Source organism: Streptomyces sp. NPDC043996 (assembly GCF_056435225.1).
This window is the reverse complement of the sequence record NZ_JBWKEY010000004.1, coordinates 486,110-501,423: the sequence shown is the minus strand read 5'-3', so window position 1 is coordinate 501,423 and position 15,314 is coordinate 486,110. Positions and strand designations below refer to the sequence as shown.

17 protein-coding genes are annotated in these 15,314 nt (G+C 73.6%); 10 read left to right on the top strand and 7 right to left on the bottom strand.

All coding sequences use genetic code 11. From position 1 onward, the window contains the following. The first annotated feature begins 143 nt into the window (after positions 1–143). Positions 144–833 (top strand): GntR family transcriptional regulator, encoded by a 690-nt coding sequence (locus AC07A4_RS13075; RefSeq protein ID WP_478596921.1) that lies wholly within the window; start codon positions 144–146, stop codon positions 831–833. A gap of 53 nt (positions 834–886) precedes the next feature. On the opposite strand, the gene AC07A4_RS13070 is transcribed toward AC07A4_RS13075, so the two are convergent. Together AC07A4_RS13070 and AC07A4_RS13065 are read right to left on the bottom strand one after the other, a co-directional pair. Next, positions 887–1,477 (bottom strand): TetR/AcrR family transcriptional regulator, encoded by a 591-nt coding sequence (locus tag AC07A4_RS13070; protein ID WP_478596919.1) that lies wholly within the window; start codon positions 1,475–1,477, stop codon positions 887–889. A gap of 557 nt (positions 1,478–2,034) precedes the next feature. Beyond that, on the bottom strand, positions 2,035–3,669 hold the full coding sequence (locus tag AC07A4_RS13065; RefSeq protein ID WP_478596916.1) for an ATP-binding cassette domain-containing protein: 1,635 nt from the start codon (positions 3,667–3,669) through the stop codon (positions 2,035–2,037). A gap of 337 nt (positions 3,670–4,006) precedes the next feature. Between AC07A4_RS13065 and AC07A4_RS13060 the strand changes: the two genes are divergently transcribed. Then, positions 4,007–4,420 carry a hypothetical protein gene (locus AC07A4_RS13060; protein WP_478596914.1) on the top strand — a complete coding sequence of 138 codons (414 nt, stop codon included), beginning with the start codon at positions 4,007–4,009 and terminating at the stop codon, positions 4,418–4,420. Positions 4,421–4,523: 103 nt separating this feature from the next. Further along, entirely contained in the window at positions 4,524–5,090 is a 567-nt protein-coding gene (locus AC07A4_RS13055; RefSeq protein WP_478596912.1) for a DinB family protein, read from the top strand. Between the two features lie 21 nt (positions 5,091–5,111). Here the strand turns inward: AC07A4_RS13055 and AC07A4_RS13050 are convergent, their stop codons facing one another. Then, a complete protein-coding gene (locus AC07A4_RS13050; protein WP_478596910.1) occupies positions 5,112–5,411 on the bottom strand; it encodes a hypothetical protein in 300 nt (99 codons plus the stop codon). A 185-nt stretch (positions 5,412–5,596) separates the two neighbouring features. Next, entirely contained in the window at positions 5,597–6,277 is a 681-nt protein-coding gene (locus tag AC07A4_RS13045) for a GGDEF domain-containing protein (protein ID WP_478596907.1), read from the bottom strand. A 516-nt stretch (positions 6,278–6,793) separates the two neighbouring features. Between AC07A4_RS13045 and AC07A4_RS13040 the strand changes: the two genes are divergently transcribed. Further along, entirely contained in the window at positions 6,794–8,080 is a 1,287-nt protein-coding gene (locus AC07A4_RS13040; protein ID WP_478596905.1) for a serine hydrolase domain-containing protein, read from the top strand. A 69-nt stretch (positions 8,081–8,149) separates the two neighbouring features. On the opposite strand, the gene AC07A4_RS13035 is transcribed toward AC07A4_RS13040, so the two are convergent. Then, positions 8,150–8,635 carry a carboxymuconolactone decarboxylase family protein gene (locus AC07A4_RS13035; protein ID WP_478596903.1) on the bottom strand — a complete coding sequence of 162 codons (486 nt, stop codon included), beginning with the start codon at positions 8,633–8,635 and terminating at the stop codon, positions 8,150–8,152. 175 nt (positions 8,636–8,810) lie between these two features. Here AC07A4_RS13035 and AC07A4_RS13030 point away from each other — a divergent pair, with 175 nt between their 5' ends. The 6 genes from AC07A4_RS13030 to AC07A4_RS13005 all read left to right on the top strand — a co-directional run bounded on the left by AC07A4_RS13030 (position 8,811) and on the right by AC07A4_RS13005 (position 13,246). Further along, positions 8,811–9,770, top strand: a complete 960-nt coding sequence (locus AC07A4_RS13030; protein ID WP_478596902.1) for an RNA polymerase sigma-70 factor — start codon at positions 8,811–8,813, stop codon at positions 9,768–9,770. 208 nt (positions 9,771–9,978) lie between these two features. Next, positions 9,979–10,272, top strand: coding sequence for a hypothetical protein (locus AC07A4_RS13025; protein WP_478596900.1), 294 nt, complete (start codon positions 9,979–9,981; stop codon positions 10,270–10,272). A gap of 202 nt (positions 10,273–10,474) precedes the next feature. Beyond that, complete coding sequence (locus tag AC07A4_RS13020; RefSeq protein WP_478596897.1) at positions 10,475–10,627, top strand: lasso RiPP family leader peptide-containing protein; 153 nt, start codon at positions 10,475–10,477, stop codon at positions 10,625–10,627. 35 nt (positions 10,628–10,662) lie between these two features. Next, on the top strand, positions 10,663–12,546 hold the full coding sequence (locus AC07A4_RS13015) for an asparagine synthase-related protein (protein ID WP_478596894.1): 1,884 nt from the start codon (positions 10,663–10,665) through the stop codon (positions 12,544–12,546). Next, positions 12,543–12,806, top strand: a complete 264-nt coding sequence (locus AC07A4_RS13010) for a lasso peptide biosynthesis PqqD family chaperone (RefSeq protein ID WP_478596891.1) — start codon at positions 12,543–12,545, stop codon at positions 12,804–12,806. The genes AC07A4_RS13015 and AC07A4_RS13010 overlap by 4 nt, the downstream gene beginning before the upstream one ends. Further along, a complete protein-coding gene (locus AC07A4_RS13005; RefSeq protein WP_478596889.1) occupies positions 12,803–13,246 on the top strand; it encodes a lasso peptide biosynthesis B2 protein in 444 nt (147 codons plus the stop codon). The genes AC07A4_RS13010 and AC07A4_RS13005 overlap by 4 nt, the downstream gene beginning before the upstream one ends. Positions 13,247–13,336: 90 nt before the next feature. Here the strand turns inward: AC07A4_RS13005 and AC07A4_RS13000 are convergent, their stop codons facing one another. After that, on the bottom strand, positions 13,337–14,413 hold the full coding sequence (locus AC07A4_RS13000; RefSeq protein ID WP_478596886.1) for a methyltransferase: 1,077 nt from the start codon (positions 14,411–14,413) through the stop codon (positions 13,337–13,339). Between the two features lie 177 nt (positions 14,414–14,590). Further along, positions 14,591–15,304, bottom strand: coding sequence for a TetR/AcrR family transcriptional regulator (locus AC07A4_RS12995; protein ID WP_478596883.1), 714 nt, complete (start codon positions 15,302–15,304; stop codon positions 14,591–14,593). Between the last annotated feature and the right edge of the window lie 10 nt (positions 15,305–15,314).

Sequence of the window (15,314 nt, the reverse complement as noted above, 5' to 3'; positions counted from 1 at the left end):
CGTCAGACGTGTGCGGGGGCGGCGGCGCGGCCGGTCGGGGGCCGCAGGCGAGACGGAACGGCACCGTCATCGATGGCGCCCCCGCTGTAAATCGACAGTAACACCAATAATCGATTATGGGCAGGATCGTCTATGCTGCCGTCATGACTGGTACGCCGCACGCCCCCGCCGCCGGGAAGCAGATGCTTTCCGAGCAGGTCTACGCACACCTGGAGGGCGCGATCATGCGCGGGGACTACGCCCCCGGTGATGCCCTCAAGCCGCAGGACCTCGCCAGGGAGCAGGGGGTGAGCCTGGCCGTCACGCGGGAGGCGCTCGTGCGCCTTGTCGGCGCGGGGCTCGCCGACCGGTTGCCCAACCGCGGATTCGCGGTCCCCTCGTTCTCCGACCGGCGCTGGCAGGAGATCACGGAAGCCCGCCGGACCATCGAGCCGGTCGTACTGCGCATGTCCATCGAGCGCGGCGACGTCGACTGGGAGGCCCGTGTGCGGGCCGCCCACCACCGCCTGGTCCGCACTCCGGCGTACGTGCCAGAGGAGGGCGAGTACTACACCGCCGCTTGGGCCGAGGCGCACAGGGTCTTCCACCGCACCTTGCTGGAGGGGTGCGGCAACCGTGCGCTGCTGGAGACCTTCGACCGGTTGTGGACCGCGAGTGAGCTGGCCCGCCGCTGGTCGGCGCACCGCAACCCTGACCGGGACGGCGCCACGGAGCACCGCGCGCTGGAGGAGGCGGCGCTGGCCCGAGACGCCGACACCGCGGCCGCGGTCCTGGTGCGGCACCTCACCCTGACCGCGGCCGCTCTGACCGACGATTCAGGTCAGGACACCTAGGCGATCGATCAGGGCCGTCGGTGCCAGGGGCTTGGCTTGCGTGAGCGTACGGGTCAGCTCGGCTGCCGCAGTCCCGCGACAAGGAGCGCCACGAGTCGGCGTGCGTCATAGCGGGGATCGCTGTCGGCGCCGATGCAGAGGTTCCCGATGCCTCGCATGAGGTGGTAGGCGTCGATGTCGGAGCGGATCTCACCGGAGTCTTCGGCGGCGTCGAGCAGTTGGGTGCACACCGGCACGAGGCGGTCGACGAAGTAGGCGTGCAGCGCCTCGAAGCTCGCGCCGTCCCCCCGCATGGCGGCCGCGAGACCGTGCTTGGTGACCAGGAAGTCGACGAAGAGGTCGACCCATCGCTCCAGGGCGGCGGAGGGAGTCGAGCAGGCCGCAAGGAAGGCGGGACCGGCCTCGGCGCAGGCGTCGACCTGGTGGCGGTAGACGGCGACGACGAGATCCGCCCGGGTGGGGAAGTGGCGGTAGATGGTGGCCACGCCGACACCGGCCTCGGCCGCGATGTCGCGCACCGGAGCCTCCACACCCGAGGCGACGAAGACCGCGGCGGCCGCGTCCAGCAGGGCTTGCTGATTGCGCCGGGCGTCCTTGCGCTGGGACCTGGCTGAGCTTCCCGGCTTCTGACCGCCGTCGTTCACCGCAGCACTCTCTCCATGGCCGAACCTGACAAAACAGAACAGCGTTTCGCATCGCATGTGGAACGAGGTTCCGTTTCGTTGATGATGGCAGACCGGCGGGCCAGTGGCCAACCCCGCCGTCATCACGCGCCACCCGGGATGGGGCAGAGCCACGCACTCATCAGCATCTGGGGCCCGCTCGGCCACCCGGACCCGTTCCTCGCCGCGCCCACCCTCATGCACGCCGTCGCCCGCGGCGCCACCCCGGACCTCTCCCGCCTGGTGGAACCGGCCTTCGCCGAGAGCGGGCTCGACCCCAGCGAGACGCCCGGGTCAGCCTCCCCACCGCAGGCGAAGCACCGCGCCTCGTCCTCGACATCGGCCGCTTGCGGGAGGACACCGGCTACCAGGCCGAGTACGACACCGAGCGAGCCACCAGCGACCACATCGCGTGGCCGCGCGCCGGCCACGCGAACTGAGCCAGGGCCCGCCGGAGCGGGCGCCCCTGCCTCGATGCCACGACCGGCGACGCCACCCGCACGGCACCTGTCCTGGCTCCAGCGGCGTCCCGACCCCGATCAGGCCTCCAGACGCGGCCAGTCGGCGAGGTCCCGCAGCAGCTGCCGGTCGTGCGTGGCGACGACGACGGCGGCGCTGGTGTCGCGGATCGCCGCGGTCATCTCGTCGACCAGGGCCGACGACAAGTGGTTGGTCGGCTCGTCAAGGAGGACGAGGGTGGGCCTGCCGGTCAGCGCCAGCGCCAGGTCGAGGCGGCGGCGCTGGCCCTCGGACATCCGCCCGACCGGCGTGCGCAGCGCCGCGGCGTCCAGCAGCCCGAGCGCCCCCAGCGGGACGGCACGCGCGTCGCTGAGCGCGCCGCGCGCCACCAGACGTCCCACGTGCCGGGCGTGCACGTCCCGGGCGGTGAGCCCGGGGTCCTGCCCGGCGGTCTCCTGGGTGACCCGGACGACGCGCGCATCCCGCGCGGTCCGCACGTACCCGTGCGTGGGTGCGAGCGCTCCGGCGAGGACCGCGAGCAGTGTGGACTTCCCGGCGCCGTTGGGTCCGGTGACGAGCAGCCGGTCGCCGCCGTCGATGACGAGGTCGACGGGCCCGCCGAGACGCCCCTCGACGGCGATGCCGTGCGCCCGCAGCTGCGGTGCGCCCCGCCGGACGCCCAGGCGCGGCCACCGCGCCACCGGGGGCGGCTGCGGCACGTCGACGCGGTGCGCCTCCAGGGCCTCCTGCTGCCGGTGCAGGGCCTGGACGACGCCCGGCGCGCGGGACTGGCGCTGGTGCTTGCCGGTCCCCTTGTCGGGGCGCCAGCCCGTGGAGAGGCGGTCACGGGCCTGCGCCACCGCGTCCCGCAGCCGCTGGTGCTCGGCCTGCTGCTCCTCGTGGTCCCGCTCCCAGCGCTCGCGCTCGCGGCGCCGGGCGTCCTGCCAGGCGTCGTACCCGCCCGCGTACAGGCGCGGCCTTCCGTCGCGGGTCGGGTCGAGGTCGAGGTAGCGGTCGGCGACGTCGCGCAGCAGCGCCCGGTCGTGGCTGACGAGGGCGAGGCCGCCGTCGTGCTCGCGCAGCGCGCGGGTGAGGAAGGCGAGGCCGTCGGCGTCGAGGTGGTTGGTGGGCTCGTCGAGCAGGAGGACGTCGTGGTGCGCGCCGAGCAGGCAGGCGAGGCGGACCCGGTAGCGCTGCCCGACGGACAGCGTTGCCAGGCGGCGCTCGCGGTCGGCGCAGGCGCCGAGGGCGTCGAGGGCGATGTCGACGCGGCGCTCGGCGTCCCAGGCGTCGAGCCGGGTGGCGGCGTCGAGGGCGGCGGCGTAGCGGTCGGCGGCGGCCGGGTCGCCCCCGGCCAGGGCGCACGCCGCCCGGTCCAGGGCCGCCAGCGCCGAGAGCGACGCGGCGAGCGCCTCGGACGTCAGCGTGCCGACGGTCTCGCCGTCCCGCGCGGACAGCTCCTGGCGGGCCAGGCCGAGCGTCCCCGCCCGGTGCACGGACCCCTCGTCAGGCGTGATCAGCCCGGCGAGGACGTGCAGCAGTGTCGTCTTGCCGCGCCCGTTCTCGCCGACGACGGCGATACGGGAGCGGGCGGATACGGTCACCGAGAGGCCGTCGATGACGCGCCGGGACCCGCGCGTGACGGTGACGCCCGCGGCGCGGACGTGCGCTCCGGCGCCCGTCTCGACGGGCAGGGTGGGGTTGGCGAGGTTCAAGGGTGCTCCGCAGCTCGCAGGGGAGCCGGGCAGCAAGAAGGCGCCGCCCGGCGGGAACCGGGACGGCGAGCGCGGATTCAGCAGAGGAAGGCGCCGCCGTCAGCGGGCGGAGCGGACCTTCTGCGACCAGATGCCTCGTGCCATATCCCCAGGGTAACGGAGCGCCGTCCCGCCGCGTCCCACACAGCACAACGTCCCCGCAGGTCACAGCGCGCGACGTCCCAGGAGCGCGTCACCTGCCCCGCGATCCGTGCGGCGGCCGTGCCGCCGTTGCGATGCTTCTCCCGTCCCGTTCAGCAGGAGTGCACCGGGCACTCGGGGGAGAGATGAGGATCGGATGCGAATCGCCGCGAAGGCAGGAGTGGGAGCCGTCCTGGCGCTGGCCGGGCTGGCCGGCGCGCTCGTCCCGGCGGGGAGTGCCCACGCCGACAGCTGCACGATCACGCGCTTCGGGCACAAGGGCAAGTACCTGTGCGGTACGAACTACCGCGCGGGCGCGGCCGACTGGAACCACGACCGCAAGGTCGACGAGTACTTCGTGATCGCGCCGAACCGTACGATCTGGCACATCTGGGCCAACTCGAGAGGCTGGAAGGAGATGCCGAACCGCGGCCGCGCCGACGACATCCAGGGCTGGGTGAAGGACGGCACCACCCGCATCGTGTACGTGAAGGTGTTCAAGCCGCGGCTGAGGTACTACCAGAGCCAGTTCTACAACGGCAGTTGGCACCGGTGGACCCAGGCGGGCTGATGGGTGCCCGCGCCCGGCGGAGCGGCCGCCGGGCGCGGGCCCGGGCGCGAGGGCGCCGGGGCCGCGCGTAAAGGAGTGGCGTACCCGTGCCTCGCGGCCGACCATGGCACGCATGAATGATCAACCCGCGCGATGGACCGAGGCGACCGTCTACCCCGACATGTGGACGGATCCGGGCGACGACCCCCGCGAATCAGGAACCAGCCCGGACGGCGAGCTCGCCACGTTGCGGGACTACTTGGTCAGCTACCGCCTGACCCTGCGCATGAAGTGCGAAGGCCTGGACGCGGAGCAGTTGGCGCGCCGCTCGGTGCCGCCGTCGACGATGTCGCTGCTCGGCCTGTTGCGCCACCTCGCCGAGGTGGAACGGGACTGGCGCAACTGGATCACGCACGACGAGCCGCTGGCCAAGCTGTACGGCGCGAAGGACGACGACTTCCACGGGGCCGTCGCCGAACAGGCCGTGGTCGACGGCGCGTACGCCGACCTGGAGCGTGAGCAGGCGGAGACCGACGCCGCACTGGCCGGGCACCCGGACCTGGGCGAGCGCCTGGGCAAGGACGGCATCTCGGTGCGGGAGCTGCTTGTGCACCGGGTCGAGGAGTACGCCCGTCACTGCGGGCACGCCGACCTGCTGCGCGAGTGCGTCGACGGCAGGGTGGGGCAGTAGCGGCCGGTGCGCGGCCGTCGCTCAGGTGTTCGGGGTGTCGTACGTGAGCTGGGCGAGCCCCGAACAGCTGACGCCGGAGTGCACGGAGATGGCGACCGCGCCCGCGGGCGCGTGATACCAGCGGAGCGACTGCCCGACGTCGATCTCCTTGCGGCCCACGGTCATGCGGCCGTTGCGGTCCCAGGGCACCAGCATCAGGAAGTTGTCGCCGGTGTTGGTGGGATTGCCCACCCCGCCGACCGTGGTGACCTCGTTGGTGAGCATGACGTACCGCTCCTCGCCTCCGGGGCAAGGGACGATCACGGTGGTCCTGTCGGGCATGTCCGGCCTCCCGTGGCACACGAAGCTGCGTTTCTCACGGTAGCGAGCACGTCAGCGCTCCTCGCGATAGTTCCCACGAACGGGTGATGGGGGGCGGTCGCGGGGACCGTGGGTGGTGCGCGGCCCGTCGGGGTGCGAGGGGCCGCGCTCCAGCCGAGGCGTCGCGCACTCCTCGGCGACGCCGGTCACGCCGCCCGGGCGAGGCCGTGGTGCGTACCGGGCCGCCCGGCCCTGCGGCCGTTGATGGACGGCACGCTGGCGTGGTCGCGGTCCGCGAGGACCGCGGCCCCGGTGTGCTTGCCCGCGTACATCGCGGCGTCGGCGGCCCGCTGCAGCAGCGACAGGTCGGCGGTGCCGACCTGGTCGGGAGTTGCGGCACCGATGGAGACGCCGACGCCGATCAGACGGCCGCCGCCGACGTCGACGGGCTGGGACAGCTCGACGGCGAGCTGGTCCAGGCACATGCGGCGGCGGTGGGGGCTGATCCGGGTGGTGAGGGCGAACTCGTCTCCTCCCAGGCGGCCCACGACGCCGTACTTGCCCGCCCAGGTGGTCAGCCGCGAGGCGGTCGCGGCCAGCACCCGGTCACCCACGGCATGCCCGAACCGGTCGTTGATCTGCTTGAAGTGATCGACGTCGACCAGGACCACGGTCGCGTCCCCGCCGCCGCGCCGCAGGACCTGCCGGGCCCTGACGGTGTAGGCGTCACGGCGCAGCAACCCCGTGAGCGGGTCCTTCTGCGCCGCGGCGAGCCGCCGGTGCAGCGCCACGGCGTGCACGGTCCAGCCGGTCAACGGCACGACGGCGGTGGTCAATAAGAGGACGCGCTGCCCGAGGTGGGACTGAACGCGCAGGATGGGGTCCATGCGGGAAACCTCCCTCTCGTCTCGTACGGGATGGATGTTCCCGGGACGGGCGTCCTGGTTCGAGCGCTTTCAACGACTGTCCGGGAGACCTCGCCATGCGGGACGCCGTGGACGCGGCCCTGCTGAGCGAGTCGTTCCAGCGCGCGTCGGCTGCGGGGGCCCGGCGGTGAGCGCCCGCCCACCGTGCGCGGCCGCGTGATCTGGCTGGAAGACGTCACAGGCGGGCGCCTGACCGGGGCGCGGCGCTCGCCCCGCTCCACCCGGGCCGATGTACTGGCGGGCAGGACAGCCCCGAGGCCGGAACTCCCCGCCGCCCGCGTCAGGATGCGCGGGGCGCACTGGGGCAGGCCCCACCCCCGATCATGCGGCGTACTCCAGTGACCGGACGCCTGTCGGTGCGCGAGGGTGGTCGGCATGACGACACGGTTACACCCCGCGAGCGCGCACAGACCTCCTCACCCCCACACCGCCCGCCGACGAGGCGGCCCCCGACACGCGGCGGCGGCCTGCACCCTGGTGGCAGCCGCCCTGACCGTCGCACTCGCCCAGCCGGGGCAGGCGGCCGAACGCCAGGCGGGCACGGCGACCGCCGCACCGACCGCGGCCGCGAGCGCGTCCGCGTACTCGTCCGCGAACGCCACCAAGGCGGATCAGCGCACCCAACTCACCGAGCTGGCCAGGAAACTGGTGGCCGCCGGGGCGCCCGGAGTGATCGTGCGGGTGGACGACGGCCGAGGCCGGCCGGTCGAGATCGCCGAACAGGCCCCCTGGGCCGCGCGGGACCACCGGCTCCGGGCGAGCGACGAGTTCCGGGTGGGCTCCAACACCAAGACCATGATGGCCGTCCTCGTGCTGCGCCTGGCCGCCGAGGGCAAGCTCGCCCTGACCGACCCGGTGGAGAAGTGGCTGCCGGGCCAGGTGCCGGGCGGCGACGCGATCACGCTGCGCATGCTCCTCAACCACACCAGCGGCCTCGCCGACTACACCGCGGACACCGAGCTCGTCCCGTCGATCCTGGGCAAGGACCGCAGGACGTGGACACCGGAGGAACTGCTGGCCGTCGGCGTGCGGAGCGATCCGCTCTTCCCGCCGGGAACCAAGTGGTCGTACAGCAACACCAACTACGCCGCGATCGGCGCGGTCCTGGAGAAGGCCACCGGAAAGAGCCTCGCCGAGCTGGTGCGCGACCGGATCGCCCGGCCGCTCGGCCTCAAGCACACCTACTACGCCGAGGACGCCACCTGGCGCGGACCGCACGCCCGCGGCTACGAAGTCGACGCGCCGCACATGCCGCCGCAGGTTCCGGCCGCGCTCAGGGAGTACGCGGGACCGCGCGGGGACGGCCATGTGGACGTCTCCGGCAACAACCCCTCGTGGGGCGGGGCGTCCGGTGCGGTGGTGTCCAGCGCCCGCGACTGGGGCCGGTTCTACCGTGCGCTGATGTCCGGCGAGCTGCTGCCCGCCGCGCAGCTCGCGCAGCTGCGCACCACCGTGCCGATCTTCCCGGACCAGCCGGAAGGGCCCGGCTACGGGCTCGGCATCCAGACCGCCGCACACGCGTGCGGCACGGTCTGGTCCCACGACGGCGGCATCCCCGGCTACCTCAGCGTCAACATCACCGACCCCACCGGCGGCCGCGCGGCCACCGTCCTCGTCGCGACGGAGGCCTTCGCCGAGTACCCGGACGCCTTCCCGAAGCTCCTCAAGGCCAGCGAGAAGCTCGTGACGGCCACGACATGCGCCATGTTCAACAAGCCGACGCCCGCCGTGGCCGACAGCGGCGGACGCGTGCAGCGTCCGTGACACCGGCGCGGCGTGGTCCGGTGTGGCCCGGACCGGATGACTCCGGTCCGGGCCGCACCGCCCTCACCCTCAGTTCGACAGGTCGGCGAACATCCCGGGTTCGTAGGAACCGCCCCGCATCCGCGTGATCACGCCGAGCCGGTTGGCGGCGTTGATCATGGCGACCAGGGAGACCAGCGCGGCGATCTCGTCGTCGTCGAAGTGCGCGCGCACCCGCTCCCAGGTCTCGTCGGACACGCCCTGGTGGGCGTCGGCGAGGCGGGTGCCCTCCTCGGCGAGCGCAAGGGCGGCCCGCTCGGCCGCGGTGAACACGGTGGACTCGCGCCAGGCGGCGACCAGGTTGATCCGCTGCGCGGACTCGCCCGCGCCCGCCGCCTCCTGGGTGTGCACGTCGACGCACCAGCCGCAGCCGTTGATCTGGCTGGCGCGCAGCTCCACCAGCTCCTGCAGGGACTTGGGCAGCGACGCCTCCTGGATCGCCAGATTGATGCCGTACATGCGCTTGCCGACCTTGGCGCCGACCGGGTTGGCCATCAGGTTGAAACGGGATTCCATAGCGTCGTCCTCACTCGCGGTTGTTTTCGGCTGACGCCCTAGAGATGCCGGCCGGCCGGGCCCTGTGACCGTTCGCGGAAGTGACGCGGGTCACCGGCTGCATGTGTCACGAGAGAGGGGGCGGCGGCATCTTGTGCGTGACACACGGTCGAGAGCGGACAGGCGGGAACCGGGTATGAACGAGCGCAGCGAGCCGACCACCGGTGCGGGCACCAGCACCGGCGCCAGCGGCACCGACACGGCCGACCCGCTCACTCCCGACAGCCGCATGGCCCTCGCCACCGAGGCGTTCGTCGGCCATCGCAATCTGCTGTTCACGGTGGCCTACGAGATGCTCGGCTCGGCGGCCGACGCCGAGGACGTCCTCCAGGAGACCTGGCTGCGCTGGTCGGGCGTCGACCTCGACACCGTACGGAACCCGCGTGCCTTCCTGGTACGGATCACCACCCGCGAAGCGCTGCTGCGGCTGCGCACGCTCAGCCGACGCAAGGAGTCCTACGTCGGCCCCTGGCTGCCCGAGCCGCTCCTGACCGCGCCCGACGTGGCCGAAGACGTGGAGCTCGCCGAGAGCGTCTCCATGGCGATGATGCTGGTCCTGGAGACGCTCGCGCCGACCGAGCGTGCGGTGTTCGTCCTGCGTGAGGTCTTCGACCTCGGGTACGACGACATCGCGGAGGCCGTCGACAAGACCCCGGCCGCCGTCCGCCAGATCGCCCACCGCGCGCGGACCCACGTCGCCGCCCGCCGACCGCGCGGGCCCGTGCCCCAGGCCGAGACCCGCGCCGCGCTCGCCGCGTTCCAGCAGGCCGTCGAGACGGGCGACATGCGGCGCCTGCTCGACGTCCTCGCGCCGGACGTGGTCCTGCTGACCGACGGCGGGGGAGTGGTGCGGGCCGCGCTCGTGCCCATCGCCGGGGCCGATCAGGTCACCCGCGTACTGAGTCGGCTCGTCGGCGTGGCGACCCTGCGGCCGACCCGGATCAACGGACACCCCGCGCTGGTCGTCCAGGTGGACGGCGAGACCGACACCGTCCTGACGGCACGCGTCGACGGCGGCCGCGTCACCGGGCTCTACGCCGTGCGCAACCCCGAGAAGCTGTCGCGGCTCGACCGCGAGACCGCGGTGAGCCGCTGAGCCCGCACGGCACCGCCGTGCGCCGAGCGGCGTACGCCGGGTGGCAGTTGGTGCGGGCCGGGGCGCGTGGCCCCGTGGCGCACCTCGGCTCTTCGGGCTCGGGCGCCGTCAGCCGTCGACGGGTGGACGGCGGGCCGGTAGGCATGACAGGGGGATCGCACGGGCTGGAGCGATCGCTACGGACAGCGAGCGAACAACTGGGGGCTACATGGCCATCATCGTCACCTTCGAAGTGCCCGGTGCCGGGCAGGATCTGTACGACGCCGTCATCAGCCGTCTGACGGACGGGGGCGAGTTCACCTCGCTCGCCGACATTCCCGCGCCCGGGCTGATCTCCCACGTGGCCGGGCCCGTCGACGGCGGGTGGCGCGTCATCGACGTGTGGGAGTCCGAGGAGGCACTCGAGAGCTTCTCGAAGATCCTCCAGCCGATCCTCGCCGACCTGGGCCACGGGGACACCGAGCCGCAGATCATCCCGGCGCACAACGTCGTCACGAGCTGACCGACGCCCGACGCCCGGGGCCCGTCCGCCGACGGCGGGCCGCAGGCCCGTGACCGTCGTGACCGCCGCAGTCATCCCGGCGGTCACGGCGGTTCTCGTCGTCAACTTCACTCCATCGAGTGGGAGACGTCCACCATCGGGCGTGGCCCTGAAACACCATGGGCACGTACCGCAGCGGTGCGGATCCGCACCGTCAGCGGACGTGAAGGAGAACCGAGTGGAGCACGACGAGGTCTACGAACCTCCCGCCATGGTGGAAGTGGGCGACTTCGCCGACCTGACCCGCGGCGAGGCCCTCGGGTCGTTCTACGAAGGCGGATTCCCGCCGTACGAGTGGTACCTCGGCCCCAACTGACCCCAGGACCAACCCCACATGACGAGTGACGTGCCATGAGCGGTGACGTGTGGTTCACGATCCTCCCGGATGGTGAATCCGGCGCGGCCGCGGCGCGGCTCCTGCGCCCCTGGGCCACCGAAACCGTCCCCCATCACTCCGGCCGGCCATGGCTGCTTGGCAGTTGGCCGGACGGGCAGCTGACGGTCGGGGCGGCGGGGGCGCGGCGAGTCGCGGTGATCGGGCGCTGCCCGGTCACCGCCGAGGAACTGTCCGCGCGGGCCGGACGGCTGCGCGGCATCGACGACGTGGAGCGGATCGCCCACGGCCTGACCGGAAGCTTCCACCTCCTCGCCTCCGTCGACGGCGCGGTCCGGGCCCGGGGCAGCGCGTCCGGGGTACGGCGGCTCTTCCACACCCGCCTTGCCGGGGTGTCCGTGGCCGCCGACCGCTCGGACCGGCTCGCCGCCGCGACCGGAGCGGCCCCCGACGAACGGCTCCTGGCCGCACACCTGCTGGCGTCCCCGCTTCCGTATCCGCTGGACGACCGCTGCGTATGGCAGGGCGTACAGGCCGTGCCGTCCTTCGACTGCCTGCTGCTCGACGCGGACGGTCGGGCCCGCACCCGGCCGTGGTGGACCCCACCGGAGCCGTCCCGCACGGCGCGGGACGGCGTGCCCGCGGTGCGCGCGGCGCTGCTCGCCGCGATGGACGCCTGCACGGCCGACGGGGGCACGGTCAGCGCGGACCTGTCGGGCGGCCTGGACTCCACCACCCTGTGCTTCCTGGCCGCCCGCGAGCGGGAGCGGAGCGGGGCGGGCGGGGCGAAGCTGGTGACGCTGCGCTGGCAGAGCCTCGACGCGGGCAACGACGACGCGGCCTGGGCCGCCCGCGCCGCCGCCCGCCTCCCCGGCGTCGACCACGTCGCGCCCGCCCCCGAGCGACGGACGCTCTGGTACAGCGACTTGGCGGCCCTCACCGGCGACGCCGTCCCCACCGACGAGCCGGGCCCCTGGGTGCGCGACGGGGCCAGGATGAGGACGCTGTGCCGCCTGATGGCCGCCCGCGGCTCCCGGCTGCACGTGATGGGCGGCGGCGGGGACGAACTGTTCAGCACGTTCCCGCCGCACCTGCACGACTACGTCCGACGGCACCCGCTGGCGGCGTACACCCGCATCCGTACGCAACGCGCCTCCCAGCACTGGCCGCTCGTGCCGCTGCTGCGCCAGCTCGCGGACCGCAGGACGTTCGGCCAGTGGCTGACCGGATGGGCGGAGAACCTGACCGCGGCGCAGCCGTCGTCACCCGCCCTGGCCCGGGGCGCCCCCTCGCTGGCCTGGGGCGTGGACCTGCGCATGCCGCCGTGGGCGACCCCGGACGCGGCCGAGGCCGTGCGGGACCTGCTCAGGGAGGCCGCGGCCACCGCCGGACCCCTCGCCCCCGAGCGCGGGCAGCACACGGCACTCGCGTGCGTACGCACCGGCGGCCGCGGACTGCGGCAGCTGGACCAGGTGACGTCGAGCGGCGGGCTCGCGCAGACCGCGCCCTACCTCGACGACCAGGTGATCGAGGCCGCCCTCGCCATCCGCGTCGCCGAGCGCGGCACGCCGGGGCGGTACAAACCGGTGCTCGCCGACGCCGTGCGCGGCATCGTGCCCGACGACGTGCTGCGCCGGGACACCAAGGGCGAGTACAGCACGGACTTCCACATCAGCCTGCGCCGCAACCGCGCCGGTCTCGTCGAGGTGTTCGACGGCTCGCACCTCGCCCGCGCCGGTCTTATCGACGACGCCGCGGCCCGCGCCGCACTGCTCGGGGTGCACCCCACCCCGGAGGCCCTGCGCCCCCTCAGCTCCAGCCTGGGCGGCGAGATCTGGCTGCGCGCCCGCGCCGCCCCCGCGAGGCCGCCGGGCCCCGCGCCCACCGAAGGAGCACCGTGAGCCTGACCCTGCGACCCGATGTGTGCGCGACCGACACGGCCGACGGCATGGTGCTGCTCGACGAAGCCACCGGCCGGTACTGGCAGCTCAACCGCACGGCGGCGCTCGTCCTGCGCGGCCTGCTCGACGGCGCCGGGTCACCGGAGGCCGCCCGCGCGCTGCGCGCCGCGTACCCGAGGCTCACCGCCGAGCGCGCCGACGCCGACACGGCCTCGCTCACGCGTGCCCTGCTGGACGCCCGCCTGGTGGTGCCCGCGTGAGCCAGTCCATGGTGCCCGCCGCCCGCGCGCGCCTGCCCCTGCGCCGCCGTCCGCCCGTCCTCATCGCCATCGGCGCGGCCCGGCTGATCGTCGCGTTCAAGCCGCACCGCATCCGCCGCGTCCTGTCCCTCGCCCGGCGCGGCGCCGCCCCCGCCACCTCCTCCCAGGCGCTGGCCGCGCGCGAGGACGTGGTGGCGGTCAGCGCGCGCTGCGCGGGGGAGGGCTGTCTGCAGCGTTCCGTGGCGACCGCGCTGCTGTGCCGGATGCGCGGCGTGTGGCCGGACTGGTGTACGGGGGTGCGCACTTCGCCGTTCCGCGCGCACGCCTGGGTGGAGGTCGACGGCCGTCCGGTGGGCGAACCGCACCGGCCGGGGGAGTACCACCGGATGATGGTGGTGGCGGTTCTGGGGCGGAACGGGCCTGAGGACACCGTGTCTTGAGCGGGCCACCCTGGTGTCGGTGTCGGTGTCGGTGTCGGTGTCGGTGACGGTGACGGTGACGGTGACGGTGCGGTTCGGCGCCTTTGGCGTTCACGCGTCCGTCGCGTCGTCCGCGGCTTGGGCCTCGACGACGCTCAGGACGGTGGGGGTGGGAACGACGCGGTTCAGACGCAGGCCCGCCTCGGCGAACAGAGCGCTGAAGTCGGCACGCGTGCGCTCGCGGCCGACCAGCGAGGCCATCATCAGCAGGTCCAGGTCCTTGGCCTGATGCGGGCGGTTGTCCGGTGCGATGACCGCGTCCACGACGAGGATCCGCCCGCCCGGGGAGAGCGCGCGACGGCAGGCGCGCAGCAGGCGGACACACTGCTCGTCCCGCCAGTCGTGCAGGATGCGCTTGAGGACGATGACGTCGCCCTTGGGGACGTCGGCGAAGAAGTCGCCCTCCGCCGTGGACCACCGTCCGGCGAGCGCCGCGTCGTCGCCGAGCCGGTGCCCGGCGAGGACATGGGCCTGGTCGTACAGCACCCCGCTCAGGCCGGGCCCCGCGCGCAGGACGGCGGCGAGGAAGCCGCCGTGGCCGCCTCCGACGTCCACGACGGTGCCGGTGCGCGGGAAATCGTAGGCTTCGGCGATCGGCCCGTTCTCCACGCCGGACATGGCGGCCATGCCGACGTGGAAGACGGCGGCGGTCTCGGCGTCCTGCGCGAAGTGGTCGAAGAACGACGTGGCGAAAATGGACTCGAAGACGGATCCGCCGGTGGTCAGGCACTGGTCCATCCGGCCCGCGGGGAGCCAGAACGTACGGTCGGTGATCATGAGGATGCCGTCCCGTACGGACCCTGGCACGTCGGACCGCAGGGCTTGCCCCGCCGCCTCGAGCCGGAACCGCCCCCGCTCGTCCTCGGCGAACAGGCCCCGGGTGGCGAGCAGCCGGAGCACTCGGGTCAGGGCCGCCGGGTCCGTCGCGGTCGCGGCGGCCAGCTCGGCGGGTGCGCGCGGCCCATCGGACAGGTGGTCCGCCACGCGCGCGAGGGCGGCCGCCCTGAGCGCGGCCGGGAACACGAAGCCGAGCGCCGCCTCGATGAGCGCGGCGCCTCCCGCGTCTCCGCTGTCCCCGCTGTCCGCGCCGTCCGTGGCCCGCTCACCGGCGGTTCCCCTGTCGCCCATCGCCCCGGCTCCTTCCGCTCCCGTGCCTGGTCGAGCACACCCGTGCCCCAGGGCACGCTCGCTCAACCCCCGTGTCCCACGCGTGGGTTACCCATGGCGCGAACTGAGCCGTCGCCGCGTCAGCCGAAGGGCACAGGGACGGTCAGTCACCGGTCCGGAGCCGAGCCGGGGGAGCGGTCAGGAGCCCGCGGCCGTGTCCGGGTGGAGGGCGTCGAGGATGAGGCCGAGGCCGAAGGCGAACTCGTCGCCGTAGTCGTAGCCGGGCTTCAGCACGTGTTCGGTGGCCAGTTCGGCGAGGTGGGGGTAGGCGTCGGCGGGCATCTCGCTGAGGATGGCGCCCGCGACCTCGTCGAGCTCCGCCGTGCCGGTGAAGGGCAGGCTCAGCTCCTGCAGGGCGAAGCCGTACAGATAGCTGTCGATCAGCGAGATGGCGTGCGCGGCCATCGCGACGGAGAATCCCCCGGCGCGCAGGGCCCCGATGACGGCGTCGTGGTGGCGCAGCGTCGCCGGTCCTGGCCGGGAGCGGGAGTCCATGAGGCCGATGGCCCAGGGGTGGGCCTTGAGGACGGTGCGGGCGGAGGCCGCGCGGTGACGCATGGCGCTCTTCCAGTCCGTGTCGCGCGGCGGCAGCTCGATCTCGCTGAACACCGTGTCCACCATGCCGTCGAGGATGTCGTCCCGGCCGGTCACGTGGTGGTACAGCGACATCGCCTCGACGCCTAGCGGTTCGGCGATGGCCCGCATGGTGAGCGCGGCCGACCCCTTCTCGTCCGCCACCGCCACGGCCGCGCGGATCACGCGCTCGCGGCTGAGCGGCGTACGCGCCGCGGTGCCACGGCGGTTCGTCCCACGAGGCTCCGCCTCGCGACGGCCCTTGGCTCGCTCGGGCACGCGCCCCTCC

Excerpts from the sequence above, each read along its gene's own strand:
- AC07A4_RS13075 (WP_478596921.1), top strand. The coding sequence starts at position 144 with ATGACTGGTACGCCGCACGCCCCCGCCGCCGGGAAGCAGATGCTTTCC.
- AC07A4_RS13060 (WP_478596914.1), top strand. The coding sequence starts at position 4,007 with ATGCGAATCGCCGCGAAGGCAGGAGTGGGAGCCGTCCTGGCGCTGGCC.
- AC07A4_RS13055 (WP_478596912.1), top strand. The coding sequence starts at position 4,524 with ATGGCACGCATGAATGATCAACCCGCGCGATGGACCGAGGCGACCGTC.
- AC07A4_RS13050 (WP_478596910.1), bottom strand. The coding sequence starts at position 5,411 with ATGCCCGACAGGACCACCGTGATCGTCCCTTGCCCCGGAGGCGAGGAG.
- AC07A4_RS13045 (WP_478596907.1), bottom strand. The coding sequence starts at position 6,277 with ATGGACCCCATCCTGCGCGTTCAGTCCCACCTCGGGCAGCGCGTCCTC.
- AC07A4_RS13035 (WP_478596903.1), bottom strand. The coding sequence starts at position 8,635 with ATGGAATCCCGTTTCAACCTGATGGCCAACCCGGTCGGCGCCAAGGTC.
- AC07A4_RS13030 (WP_478596902.1), top strand. The coding sequence starts at position 8,811 with ATGAACGAGCGCAGCGAGCCGACCACCGGTGCGGGCACCAGCACCGGC.
- AC07A4_RS13025 (WP_478596900.1), top strand. The coding sequence starts at position 9,979 with ATGGCCATCATCGTCACCTTCGAAGTGCCCGGTGCCGGGCAGGATCTG.
- AC07A4_RS13015 (WP_478596894.1), top strand. The coding sequence starts at position 10,663 with ATGAGCGGTGACGTGTGGTTCACGATCCTCCCGGATGGTGAATCCGGC.
- AC07A4_RS13000 (WP_478596886.1), bottom strand. The coding sequence starts at position 14,413 with ATGGGCGACAGGGGAACCGCCGGTGAGCGGGCCACGGACGGCGCGGAC.